This is a genomic window from Psychromonas sp. 14N.309.X.WAT.B.A12 (genome assembly GCF_030397575.1).
Classification (GTDB): domain Bacteria; phylum Pseudomonadota; class Gammaproteobacteria; order Enterobacterales; family Psychromonadaceae; genus Psychromonas.
Map to the genome: position 1 here is coordinate 366948 of NZ_JAPNXS010000002.1, position 12228 is coordinate 379175.

Genomic DNA, 12228 nt, shown 5'->3' on the forward strand with positions numbered 1-12228 from the left:
GTTAGATGATCACTAGTTCTTTAGCGATGTTGCCACGTGTTGCATTTGAGTATGGGCATACTAAATCAGCTTTTTCTACTAATGCTTCAGCTTGCGCTTTATCCATATCACCTAGTGAGATAGATAATTTAACAGCAATACCAAAACCACCTTCAATTGGACCAATAGACACTTCAGAGTTGATGTATAGATCGCTAGGTAATGCGATTTTTTCAGCGCCAGCAACGTGCTTAAGCGCACCGATGAAACATGCTGCATAACCAGCACCAAATAGTTGCTCAGGGTTAGTACCTTGACCATCATCGCCGCCTAAGTTTTTAGGAGTAGATAGTTTAACATCTAAACGACCGTCATCTGACTTAGCGATACCTTCACGACCACCAGTTGCTGTAGCGTTAGCTGTGTAAGCGACTTCTTGTAATACATTCATAATGAACTCCAATGTTGACATTGATTAAAATTATTTATTTTGCACGCAAAATAATAACGAGAATAAATAGCAATTGCAAATATTTTGCATGCAAATTAAAATGTTTGATAAAAGGAGCTGACATGTCATTTGAACAACTACAATTAAAGAATCAATTATGTCACCGTTTGTACATGGCATCTAATAGCATTGCTCGCACTTATCGCACACTCTTAAATGAGATTAATCTCACTTACCCTCAGTATGTGGTAATGATGGCATTATGGGAAGAGGATAAAATAACTATTGCCGCTTTGATTGAAAAAACAGCGATCGATGGCAGTGCGTTAACGCAGATCCTAAAAAAAATGACCGACAAAGCATTACTAATGGTGATTAAAGATGAGTCTGATAAACGTAAACGCTTTATTCAACTGACAACACAAGGTCAGTCTCTCAAACACCAAGCCGCAGATATACCAAAGCAAATACAGTGTAAATTTAATAGTATTGATAGCGCGCAAGCAGAGCAGTTAATGCATTTACTAGACTTAGTGGTACATGACTTAAATAGCGAAGAAGTGGATAGTTTAGATATTAACGAACAGCGTACTTAAGTCTATGGTTTAGGTTTAAGGTCACCGCCATAGTCTCGTTCTACTTTACTAATTCGTAACTTAAATTCACCATACCACAACTTGCGTCCCATTTTTTGAGCCGTTATATGTTCAACATTCTCTTTCCACTTTTTAATGGAAGCTAAATCGGACCAATAAGAGACAGTAATTCCCACCTCTTCCCGAGCTGATTCGATACCTAAAAAACCAGATTGTTGTGAGGCAAGTTCTACCATGCGATCCGCAGTCGTTACATAGCCATGATCACCTTCAGTACGAGTGGAGGTGAAAATGACCGCGTAGTAAGGTGGTTTTGGTGTATCAGCAATTAATGACATACTATTCCAAACCTATTAATTAAGTCTTATTGCTTTTACGATCGATACAGCCAAGGTCTTTCTCAGGTGCGATTATATTTCTCACTAATTGCTTAAGTTCCGTGATTTCAGGAAAACCACCCTTCTCTTTACGCGACCAAATAAGCGTACCATTCGCATACATTTCAAAAATACCACCTTCACCAGGCAATAAAGACACTTCATCTAGTTCATCTTCAAAGGAGCTTAATAACTCTTGAGCCATCCACGAAGAGCGCATTAACCATCGACATTTTTTACAGTATTTAATTTCTATTTTATTCATCAGGATTAAAACTCTGTCAAGTAACGTTAAAACACTAGTCTACAAGTTAAAAATTAAAATATCAGCTGCTCTTTGATTTTAAATAAAAGAGATTAATTGAGGGTTAAATCTAATGTCATGAATTTACTATTAGGATCTTCCTGATAATCAGAGAATGGCTCACAAAATGTAAAACCATGTTTTAAATATAAAGCATGTGCAGGTAAAAAATAATCCATAGAACCGGTTTCAAGACTTAATTTCTTATACTTGTAGCCTTTAGCCTGAGTAATAATATACTGCAGTAACTGCGAAGCAACACCTTGATGTTTAAAGTTTTTAGCCGTCCTCATTGACTTTATTTCGGCTTGGTTAGCATCTAACTTTTTAAGGGCGGCACACCCAGCTAAATCTTGCCCATCCCATATAGTCCAAAATTGCACAGAAGGATCTTTTAATCCAGTTAAGTCCAAAGCATGCACACTTTCTGGTGGTGAAGTTGCTCGCATATCTTGTAAATGCTCTTGCAACAATAAAGCAACCTCATTGCCCGATAAGTCATCTAATTTTATTTCCAATAATACAACTCCTACCAACAAGATTAATTTATGGCTTTTTTAAAGTGATTGATATTCATACTCAAGCTTTCAATTGGCAAAGGTCTGCTATAATAGAAACCCTGTACAAAATCACAATTTAAGCTAATCAATGCTTGCTCTATTTGATGACTTTCTACACCTTCAGCAACCACACTACAAGATAACTGCTCCGCTAAAAATATTATAGAATTCACAATCGCATAATCTGCTTTTTGCGTCAGCATATCATTGACGAAAGAACGATCTATTTTAATCTGTGTAATAGGCAGCTCTCTCAATAACGATAACGATGAAAAGCCAGTGCCAAAATCATCAATACTGAATTGAAAACCTTTTTTGTTGAGCGCTAAAATCATCTCTCTAGCGCCTTTAATGTCAGTCATCATAGCACTTTCCGTTATTTCAAAAATAATGGTATTGCTAATTGATGGATCTTGTTCATGCAACGAGCAAATATATTTAAAAAACTCATTACTTTTTAAGTCTTGCGCAGATAAATTAATATGCAGCATACCTTTAAAGCCAGCCTCATAAAGGTTACTCAAGTTATTAAGCGCTTCAATGATAACCCACTTGGTCAAAGACAAAATAAGTGTACTGCGCTCTGCAATCTTTATAAAATACTCAGGAGAAAGATAACTACCATCAGGTTGTGGCCAACGAATTAGGGCTTCCAAACCATGTTCCTCACCACTTTTTGCACAAACAATTGGCTGATAAAACAACATAAACTCACCCTGCTCAATTGCAGTTTGAATCCTATTCGTCATCAATAAAAAATTACTTTCTTTTTGACTCAGCTTATCATGGTAAAAAACTAGTGTTTGATTGTTATTTTTGGCTTCGTACATAGCCAAATCAGCAAGCCTTACCAATTCATGCATATCTTCACTGTCTTGCGGAAAATGGCTCACTCCAATGCTTAAACGCACATTAATGAATTGTTCATCAATCTCCACCGGCGAATTGGCGGCTCTGGTAATTAATTCAATACATTGTTGTAAACCATTAGCATGTTGAAAAGTTGATAAAACAGCAAACTCATCTCCTCCTAAACGATAAAGCGATGCATAATTGCTTAAGTGACTTTGTATGCCTTGTGCAGTAGCTATTAACAGTTGGTCTCCGAAGTGATGACCAAAAGAATCATTAACCTGTTTAAAATCATTTAAATCAATAAACAGTACAGTACATGGCGTTTTTGCTTCAATCGTTTTAGATAAAATGCCAAAGAACATTTTACGATTTGGTAAACCGGTTAATGCATCATGCTCAGCTTGATAGCGCTGTACTTCTACCGCCTTCTCAACCTTTAGTAAACTAGCAAAGCTTAACCTAATCACCAAAAACACAAATGCGCCGCCACCAAATAGAATACAAGCAACGATCGACACCAACATAGAATCTAACGGGTAAGATATAAAGTAATAGAGGATACCGAGATAGCCGGCAATAAATAAAACAATGAAATAGAAAAGAATATACCAGGCGGCACGCGATGTTTTTCTACAAATTCGCAGTGTATTAACAAGACTAGCTAATAATAGAAATGTGCCAGCAAGAATGATTGCAATAAAGAATTCGTTCAAATAAAACCCCTCATCTAAAATCCATAAAGAATAATAAGGACTGACAATAAATAGTTCGTCTTATAAGTGTAGCTGAGAGCGTTACTTAATATGATGAAATTAAAGAAAAACTCTAAAATCTCCAGCTAAAATAGCATATTGGTGAATTATTTATCAATAAACATATCACTATTGAATAAAAATAGCTGTTATTAACTCTTAACTTAATACGTTGAGTAGATTAATACTGTTAAGTAGTATCCAAAAAACATTATACCTGTTAATTATTTAAGCGCTCTTTACATCGAACTATTCAAAAAGTGATTAAAAAAAGAATTCACAAGCTACCCTTTAAACAATGAATAGCGGCCTTTAAAAACCAAGTAATCAGGATTTATCCTCCTAAAAGATATCATAATCCAATGATTTAATGTCAATTTTTTATGACTGTGTTATTTTAAACCTTAATATAATTAATAACTTGCAGGATATACCTATGAAAATTCTGATGTGGATTGGGATCGTATTTTTAATCATATTTGTAATTTATGCGTTAGTAGCTGCTATTTTTGCTTTTTACGTTAGCAGCCCTAGCACGCATAATGCTAGTGCTGTAGATAATAGCAAGAGCAATCAATATTACTTCCAAGACGGTCAAGTTGTGTATGTAAGGAATGGCAATTTTTTCCAAATAGGCGAAGTAAAAATTGAAGGAGCAGACCCAAGCACCTTTAAAGCCATAGATAACTCATATGCAAAAGACAGTGAGCACCTCTATTACGATGGGAAGCCTCTTGTTGGAGTAAAACCAGAGCCGATAGTAAAAGTAAAATCAGGGTTAAACACAAGTAGCGTCGATTCAGGCTACCTGATTAGTGGAGGAAAAGTATTATGTCATGGAGAAGTCATTACAGGAGCTGATTTGGACAGTTTCACTTACCTTCATGGTTTGTATAGCATGGATAAACATTACCTTTACTATTACAAAGATATCAAAATGCCACTCAAAGCAATGCCTTCTGCAATCAATAAAGCTAATGAGCAATACATTAAGCATGGTGAGCAAATTCTTTACCATGGAGAAGTCATTAGCGAAAATGCCAATAGCTTTGAAATAATTAATGATGAATATGCAACAGATTCACTCCGTGTTTATGCTAATGGAGAGAGAATAGAAGGCATGGTACCAGAAGGTTTTACTGTTATTTCGCCTTATTATAGAAAAGATAAAAACCAAGCTTATTATTTTAACACGCCTATTCCAGAGAGTGACCCTAATACGTTTAAAGTATTAAATGACGCCATCTCAAAAGATCAAAAACATCTTTATTATAATGGCTATATTATTAACAATAGAAAAGCATCCGATGTGGGCCGTTCTGAAGCTAATCAACTTCAAAAAAACTGGGAGTGGAGAGCTCTTCATCTAACCTCGACAACGGTTATCATGGTGCCTAGTGAAGAAGTTAGAGACATCACCTACGAGTTCTATGCGTATAATGATGAAGTCTACACCAGAAATAATAAGCTAGAGGGGATTAAACCTAGTGATGTAGTCGTACTTAATCCTGATCAAAAAACATTTACTAGAATAGGTAATCGAATCTTTTATTATAACGAACCTATTAGTGGAGCAGACCCAGATACCTTTAGCGTGATTTCAGATCGTTTCTCAAAAGATGCAAATCATGTGTACTGGAGTGAACACAAAGTCGTAGGTATAACGCCTTCAAACTTTGAGTATCAAGACAACTTATATGCAGATGAAAATGAAGCAGGTGAATACAGATTAAAAGTATCTGACTATTAATAGAGATAATAACCACTAGCACCAACAACTGAACCTTAACTTGTTAAGTAATCAAGTTAAGGTTCAGCACAACAAACCAGTAAAAGCCTAGCGCTTTGTAAGCCCTTTCTTATTTAGATATGGCAGGATATGAGGACGTGACTCTTTTGATAACTGTCCAGTCACTTGCTCTGACCAATTACTTTGCTTTTGATTACTCGTGCGGCTTGCATAATAGTCATGAATAACTTTATCATAATCTTTAATATCGTCCATATTCAGAGGCTTATATTGATTTTCATGCATAATCACATGTGCAGGCAGACGTGGTTTAACCTCAGGATCTTGTGCAGGGTAACCTAGACACATACCGAACAGTACCGACGTATTCTGTGGTAACTCAAGCAACTCATCCACTAGCTCAACTTTGTTACGTAAACCACCAATATATACGCCACCTAACCCCAATGATTCAGCTGCTAATAAACAGTTTTGCGCCATAATCCCACTGTCAACAGCACCAATAAGCGTTAGCTCGGTGAAGTCAGCTTGTACCTCAGGGTTAATTTCAGCATGACGTTGGTAATCAATACAAAACACTAAAAATTCCGTTGCATTTTCAACATACACTTGATTACCCGCGTATTCAGCTAACAGTTTTCGCTTGCTTTTGTCTGTCACTCTAATGATAGACACAACCTGTAGCATACTCGATGAAGAAGCCGCTAATCCAGCCTGAATAATCGTGTCCAGTTGCGCTTTTTCTATTGGCTGATCCGTATATTGGCGAATCGAACGGTGACTTAACATAGTCTCAATCGTTTTGTTCATAAATCGGTAATCCTTATCATTATAATTGTCGTTGTAAGGTGCGACACTATCTTAATGATATTTGTGAAGAGTTTGAAGTAAAGATGATCAATGTGACAGGAGAGCCTTATTTAACTGAACACTTTCAATTATTCACAACACACCAATACCAACACTTTTATTATACCTTATTCAGATAGCTTACTTTGATTTAGGCAGCTCCTCACTATATCCTTTACCACCTTTGATCAGGGCTAACAGCATAAGTAAAAACTTAATAGCCCCCAGTTCCACATAATAATAAAAATAAGTAATATAAGTGATAGCAAATGATTCAGGCAATTATTCGATTTTTAGGGGTTCAAAGTAACGTTGTTAATTCAGAGAAAACCGTAGCAACAATAGGTGGAATGTTAGCTATTTTTTGTTGTTTTTATGCAACCGTTTACATTACTGGCGACGCTGGGTCAGTAGCTATCTTACCTTCCATGGGGGCTTCCGCTGTATTACTTTTTGCAGTGCCTCATGGTCAACTTTCTACACCTTGGGCCTTTTTAGGAGGGAATATTCTTTCCGCTATTATTGGGGTTACTTGTGCTACATTTATAGACCCTATGCTTATTGCTGCGCCAGTAGCCGTCGGATTATCTATTTTAGTCATGCATTTAACCCGCAGTTTACACCCACCAGGTGGTGCAACAGCTTTAGCAGCAGTGATCGGCGGCCCTACTATCCATGGCCTCGGTTATTGGTATGTGCTCACACCGACACTGATTAATTGCAGCATATTATTTATTATCGCGATGATTTTTAATAACCTATTTCATTGGAGAAACTACCCACAAAGTTTCATGCGTTACCAAAGTGTTGGGTATCACCCCGATACGCGCCGTATTAAGAAGCAACATATTCATCAAGCCATAAAGCGTTCAGATCTAGTGATTGATGCCAGTGACGAACAGATAAAACGCGTAGTTGATTTAGCCGATGCTATTTATCATGAAGAGTTAATTAAGCAGTTTGTGCTCGAACTCGGGGCCTTCTATACCAATAGCAAACCAGGAAGACAGTGGTCAGTTCGCCAAGTAATTGACCAGCGAGAACACCAAGATCCATCTCGTTATCTAGTGATATATCGCATTGCAGATGGTGACAGAAAAGGGTCAACGGAGAGTTGTACATTACAAGAATTTGCTGAATGGGCAAATGAAAAAATGCGCCCTAAAAGTTAGTTAATCAGGTTATAAAATTTGTGAAAATGATGTTCATTGAACATATGAATTAACGCGTTGAGTGATAAAAGGCCACCGCTAAATTGATGGCCTTTCATCTAATATCTATCTGCCTAAAAATCCAACTTTGGCTTTTTTAGCGACTTTTACTGCTTTTTTTTCTTTGGCTGTTAAAAGTGGTTTTTTCTTACCGTCTTTTTTACTGTCTTGGCCTTTACTCACGATGCTTTCCTTTCATTAAGATAAACAACTACTAACCTTTTGACATATGTTATTCAGGGTATTAAGTACCCAGCTAACAGCGAGATTATGTTCCCAACAATTAAAAATAGATAGCAATATTTCACCAAAAATGAAAAATAATTTAACGCAGATGTAACCAGTCAATTCAAGCTAAAAAATCGACCGAAAACAGACTCAAACAGCGCTGTTAATCTCTAGAAAATTGAATCTTCCATTTTCGTGGTTAACAACTCCAAGACTTTCATTCCCATATATGAGTTACCTTTTTTATTTAATCGAGGGCTCCAGACAGCAACGGCATACTTACCAGGATGCAATGCAACAATCCCTCCACCAACGCCACTTTTTCCAGGCAAGCCCACTTTAAAAGCAAACTCCCCCGCTTCATCATAAAATCCACACGATTGCATCACGGCATTAATACGCCTAGCTTGACTAGGTGTTACAATCACTTCTCCCGTTGATAAATCAACGCCTCTCGTCACTAAAAACATAAATGAATGTGCTAATTCGCAGCAATTCATCTCAATCGAACAAAGGTAAAAATATAAATCTAAGACTTCATCAACATCATTATGAATATTGCCAAAATCACGCATCAAATAAATGAGCGCTTTATTTCTATCACTAGTGAGTTTTTCTGATTCAGCGACGGTTTCGTTGTATTGTAGACTTGGGTTATTAGCAATTTTTCTAATAAAATTTAATAGGTCTACTTTAGGGTTATCCAAATAACTCATCAACACATCGCAAATAACAATAGCGCCAGCATTAATAAAAGGATTACGAGGAATACCATTTTCAACTTCTAATTGTATTAAAGAGTTAAATGCAGTTCCTGATGGCTCTACCCCAACACGTGACCATAATTCACCACCAATAATACGCATCGCTAACGTTAGCGAAAACACTTTGGAAATACTCTGTATTGAGAAACGCTCTTGACTATCACCTTGATAAAAATTGCCTTTATCAGCATGTACTAAATGGATCCCTAATTTATCAGGATCTATCTTAGCAAGCTCAGGAATATAAGAAGCAGCGACACCTTTATTTTCCAAGGGTTGTAATTCAATAAAGATATCGTTAAATACAGTTTTAAAGTTAATGTCTTTCATAGATTAATTAAATAATTGAGTCGTTAAGTGAATGATTGTATTGATTTTAGCTTATCACGCAGGCCCTGATATGCCAGAAAAAATATGCGCAGCTAACATTGTAGACGATGTATCTAATAAAACAGTTTTTTAGGCTTTAAATAAAGTTAACTTTAAATGATAAAAACAACTTTTTAAATCAAGCAAATGTTTTTCGAAAATGACCTATTAAAGGTCAAAATGTATTGATACTTAAGAATATCAAATAACAAGGTCTAAAATTGCGTGACAGCGTCATAACAACTACCACTAACATTAAAAATCTACATGGCTAAAAGATGAGTTGAAAGTATCAGATTTCAAAGTTGCTTGATGCTCGTGAACTTTATGCTTCAGCTAGATGTCGAAGACCTTTACTTCAATGAAAAATCGCAAATCACTGTTATAGCAATAACCTAGTGACCACGCGACTACTTTTTATTTCTAGTTTTTATAAGGTCTTACATTGGTTCATAAACAATCGACAACTCGTCAATACATTAGTAAAAAATGGGCTGCATTATTAATATTAGTAATCATCGCTAGCGGCATCCTCCTCTACTTAGACTCTCTCGTTAATTCGACTTTTAAAGATAAACAGTGGTCAGTTGCATCAACTGTTTATGCTCGCCCTTTAGAAATATATGAAGGGTTACCACTTCCGTTGGCTGATTTACGTGAAGAAATGACCATGCTTGGCTATCGTTTTGTACAAGATGTTAAGCATCCCGGCGAGGCATTAATCAATGGTAATAACGTGACGATATTTATCCCTAAATTTCAGTTCAGTGATGAATTAGCACCAGCACAAAAAATAAAAATCACCTTAAATAATGGCTTTGTATCAAGCTTAAAAAGTAAAAATAACAAAGCATTAGTACGTTTACAGCCCTTGGTGATAGGAGGTATCTACCCTTCACACAACGAAGATAGAATATTAGTGCAACTGACCGACGTTCCTGATTCTTTACAATCAATGTTAGTTGCTGTTGAAGATAAGGATTTCTATGACCATTTCGGTATTTCACTTCGTGGTATTGCACGTGCAATGGTTACCAATATTAAAAAAGGTGGATTCTCACAGGGAGCCTCAACACTAACACAACAATTGATTAAAAATTATTACCTCACGCCCGAACGAACATTAATTCGTAAAGCACAAGAAGCGCTGATGGCAATATTATTAGAATTACACGCAAGCAAAGCCGATATTTTAGAAGGATACATGAATGAAATATACCTCGGTCAAGATGGCCCGCGTGCCATTCATGGCTTTGGTTTAGCAAGTCAGTATTACTTCAAAAAAGACCTAATCGATTTATCCCTTTCACAACAAGCATTGTTAGTCGCATTAGTGCGTGGCGCGAGTTATTACAATCCATGGCGTAACCCTGAGCGTGCATTAAAACGCCGTAATTTAGTATTAGATATTGCCGTAAGAGAAAACCGCCTTGATCAAGACGTTGCTGAATTGGCTAAGCAAGCGCCACTAGAAGTTGGCGACCGAAATGCCAGTGGCCATAAACGTTACCCTGCTTATTTAGATCTGGTACGCAGACAATTACAGAATGACTATAAAGCAGAAGACTTAAGTTCAAATGGTTTATCTATTTTCACCCACTTTAACCCCTTGATTCAAGAAACCGCTGAATCTAGCTTGGTTAAAGCAATGACTAAACAGAAACAATCAGATCCTGAGCATAAGCTACAAGGTGCCGTGATTGTAACGCAACCTAATACTGGCGCAGTTACAGCGACTGTAGGCGGTACCGATACCCAATATGCAGGGTTTAACCGCGCCATTGATGCACGTCGGCAAATCGGTTCATTAATGAAACCCGCAGTGTATTTAACGGCACTAGAAAAAAGTGAAGAATATACCTTAGCGAGCTTAATAAGTGATTCGGCCTACGAACAAAAATTAGCGAACGGTGATACTTGGTCACCTAAAAATTACGATTTAAAAGATCACGGCGATGTGCTTTTATATAAAGCCTTAGCACATTCATATAATCAGGCAACGGCACGTTTAGGTAATGAGCTAGGCTTAGATAATATATTATCAACCATACAACGACTTGGCGTTGAGAGTGATATCCCAGCCGTACCATCGATTACATTAGGCGCAGCAGAATTGAGCCCGCTTGACGTTGCTCAAATGTATCAAACCATCTCCTCCGGTGGGTTTTATACGCCATTGTTAGCGATCAGCTCAGTTGTTGATGCGCATGGAGAATTACTCACCAGTTACCCGATTGATATTGAAAAACGCTTTAATTCGAGTGCCATTTATACCTTACGCCATGCTTTGCAAGCAGTGACCCACGAAGGCTCAGCTAAAGCACTAGAATGGTTATTACCGGACTTTGCAGTGGCAGGGAAAACAGGAACAACCAATGACCTACGAGACAGTTGGTTTGCAGGTTTTTCAGAAGATATGCAAGCAGTCGTCTGGCTTGGCCGTGACGATAATAAAACAACGGGGTTAACTGGCTCAAGTGGCGCACTTCGTGTCTGGGCTGATATTTTTAAAGCGCGAGCTCATCAACCTTTACAAAATACTCCACCAAAAAATATCACTCTAAGTTGGGTTGATAGCGAAACAGGCGTCGGTAGCGAAGATAATTGTAACAATGCGATCCCTTTGCCTTTCGTGAGTGGCAGTGAACCAGAACAAGAAAAACGGTGTAATGCAACGGATAAAGTCATCGATTGGTTCCGTAATTTAACCAATTAAAGGGAGAAAAATAATGAATCATTACAAAATTGCTGTTGTTTGTTTATCTAGTTTTTTATGGGCGTGTAGTACCAAACCGACGGTTACCGCACCAGTAACAGACCCGACAACACCAAGCTCAATCAATACATCAACAGGTAAGAGCGATAATACAGTTAACAGAAGCTCTGCATTAAACTCATTATTAAGCCTTGCAGAGCAGCAAGAAAGCCAAGGTAACTTACAAGGTGCAACGAGGACGTTAGAGCGAGCAATCAGAATCTCTCCACGTACCCCTGAAGTTTATTTAAAGTTAGCAGAGTTAAATTACCGACAAGGTAAAAATGCACAGGCAGAATCATTCGCAGAAAAAGCACTTAGCTTTAACCCTAATGACATGATAACTGAGCAAGCTGAATTGTTATTAGAAAAGCTTAAACTCCGATAGAAGAGGTGTCTCCTCTACTGTAAGCAACTGTTAATTAATC

General features: G+C 37.3%; 12 protein-coding genes. 5 read left to right on the forward strand and 7 right to left on the reverse strand.

Annotated features, from left to right (window positions below):
• Nucleotide 1: 1 nt before the first annotated feature.
• The gene (locus tag OW492_RS04690; protein ID WP_290038775.1) at nucleotides 2-430 is read right to left on the reverse strand and encodes an organic hydroperoxide resistance protein; all 429 of its coding nucleotides are present in this window, start codon (nucleotides 428-430) and stop codon (nucleotides 2-4) included.
• Nucleotides 431-552: 122 nt separating this feature from the next.
• Between OW492_RS04690 and OW492_RS04695 the strand changes: the two genes are divergently transcribed.
• Nucleotides 553-1026 carry a MarR family transcriptional regulator gene (locus OW492_RS04695; protein WP_290038776.1) on the forward strand — a complete coding sequence of 158 codons (474 nt, stop codon included), beginning with the start codon at nucleotides 553-555 and terminating at the stop codon, nucleotides 1024-1026.
• A gap of 2 nt (nucleotides 1027-1028) precedes the next feature.
• On the opposite strand, the gene OW492_RS04700 is transcribed toward OW492_RS04695, so the two are convergent.
• The 4 genes from OW492_RS04700 to OW492_RS04715 all read right to left on the reverse strand — a co-directional run bounded on the left by OW492_RS04700 (nucleotide 1029) and on the right by OW492_RS04715 (nucleotide 3835).
• Nucleotides 1029-1364, reverse strand: a complete 336-nt coding sequence (locus tag OW492_RS04700) for an antibiotic biosynthesis monooxygenase (protein ID WP_290038777.1) — start codon at nucleotides 1362-1364, stop codon at nucleotides 1029-1031.
• 19 nt (nucleotides 1365-1383) lie between these two features.
• On the reverse strand, nucleotides 1384-1668 hold the full coding sequence (locus OW492_RS04705) for a SelT/SelW/SelH family protein (RefSeq protein ID WP_290038778.1): 285 nt from the start codon (nucleotides 1666-1668) through the stop codon (nucleotides 1384-1386).
• Between the two features lie 92 nt (nucleotides 1669-1760).
• Nucleotides 1761-2225 (reverse strand): GNAT family N-acetyltransferase, encoded by a 465-nt coding sequence (locus tag OW492_RS04710; RefSeq protein ID WP_290038779.1) that lies wholly within the window; start codon nucleotides 2223-2225, stop codon nucleotides 1761-1763.
• A 23-nt stretch (nucleotides 2226-2248) separates the two neighbouring features.
• The gene (locus OW492_RS04715) at nucleotides 2249-3835 is read right to left on the reverse strand and encodes an EAL domain-containing protein (protein WP_290038780.1); all 1587 of its coding nucleotides are present in this window, start codon (nucleotides 3833-3835) and stop codon (nucleotides 2249-2251) included.
• A gap of 475 nt (nucleotides 3836-4310) precedes the next feature.
• Between OW492_RS04715 and OW492_RS04720 the strand changes: the two genes are divergently transcribed.
• Nucleotides 4311-5624: a DKNYY domain-containing protein gene (locus OW492_RS04720; protein ID WP_290038781.1), complete on the forward strand. Its 1314-nt coding sequence runs from the start codon at nucleotides 4311-4313 to the stop codon at nucleotides 5622-5624.
• An 87-nt stretch (nucleotides 5625-5711) separates the two neighbouring features.
• Here OW492_RS04720 and nfsA read toward each other — a convergent pair whose 3' ends face one another.
• Complete coding sequence (gene nfsA / locus OW492_RS04725) at nucleotides 5712-6434, reverse strand: oxygen-insensitive NADPH nitroreductase (protein WP_290038782.1); 723 nt, start codon at nucleotides 6432-6434, stop codon at nucleotides 5712-5714.
• Between the two features lie 308 nt (nucleotides 6435-6742).
• Between nfsA and OW492_RS04730 the strand changes: the two genes are divergently transcribed.
• Nucleotides 6743-7645, forward strand: coding sequence for an HPP family protein (locus OW492_RS04730; protein ID WP_290038783.1), 903 nt, complete (start codon nucleotides 6743-6745; stop codon nucleotides 7643-7645).
• Nucleotides 7646-8082: 437 nt separating this feature from the next.
• Here the strand turns inward: OW492_RS04730 and OW492_RS04735 are convergent, their stop codons facing one another.
• Complete coding sequence (locus tag OW492_RS04735) at nucleotides 8083-9006, reverse strand: glutaminase (RefSeq protein WP_290038784.1); 924 nt, start codon at nucleotides 9004-9006, stop codon at nucleotides 8083-8085.
• A gap of 484 nt (nucleotides 9007-9490) precedes the next feature.
• On the opposite strand from OW492_RS04735, the gene mrcB reads away from it, so the two are divergent.
• Together mrcB and OW492_RS04745 are read left to right on the forward strand one after the other, a co-directional pair.
• Nucleotides 9491-11761, forward strand: coding sequence for a penicillin-binding protein 1B (gene mrcB / locus OW492_RS04740; RefSeq protein WP_290038785.1), 2271 nt, complete (start codon nucleotides 9491-9493; stop codon nucleotides 11759-11761).
• 13 nt (nucleotides 11762-11774) lie between these two features.
• Nucleotides 11775-12188, forward strand: a complete 414-nt coding sequence (locus OW492_RS04745) for a tetratricopeptide repeat protein (RefSeq protein WP_290038786.1) — start codon at nucleotides 11775-11777, stop codon at nucleotides 12186-12188.
• The last annotated feature ends 40 nt before the right edge of the window (nucleotides 12189-12228 follow it).

What these genes read in the sequence shown, in the direction of transcription:
- OW492_RS04690 (WP_290038775.1), bottom strand. Translation starts at nt 430, where the DNA reads ATGAATGTATTACAAGAAGTCGCTTACACAGCTAACGCTACAGCAACT.
- OW492_RS04695 (WP_290038776.1), top strand. Translation starts at nt 553, where the DNA reads ATGTCATTTGAACAACTACAATTAAAGAATCAATTATGTCACCGTTTG.
- OW492_RS04700 (WP_290038777.1), bottom strand. Translation starts at nt 1,364, where the DNA reads ATGTCATTAATTGCTGATACACCAAAACCACCTTACTACGCGGTCATT.
- OW492_RS04705 (WP_290038778.1), bottom strand. Translation starts at nt 1,668, where the DNA reads ATGAATAAAATAGAAATTAAATACTGTAAAAAATGTCGATGGTTAATG.
- OW492_RS04720 (WP_290038781.1), top strand. Translation starts at nt 4,311, where the DNA reads ATGAAAATTCTGATGTGGATTGGGATCGTATTTTTAATCATATTTGTA.
- nfsA (WP_290038782.1), bottom strand. Translation starts at nt 6,434, where the DNA reads ATGAACAAAACGATTGAGACTATGTTAAGTCACCGTTCGATTCGCCAA.
- OW492_RS04730 (WP_290038783.1), top strand. Translation starts at nt 6,743, where the DNA reads ATGATTCAGGCAATTATTCGATTTTTAGGGGTTCAAAGTAACGTTGTT.
- OW492_RS04735 (WP_290038784.1), bottom strand. Translation starts at nt 9,006, where the DNA reads ATGAAAGACATTAACTTTAAAACTGTATTTAACGATATCTTTATTGAA.
- OW492_RS04745 (WP_290038786.1), top strand. Translation starts at nt 11,775, where the DNA reads ATGAATCATTACAAAATTGCTGTTGTTTGTTTATCTAGTTTTTTATGG.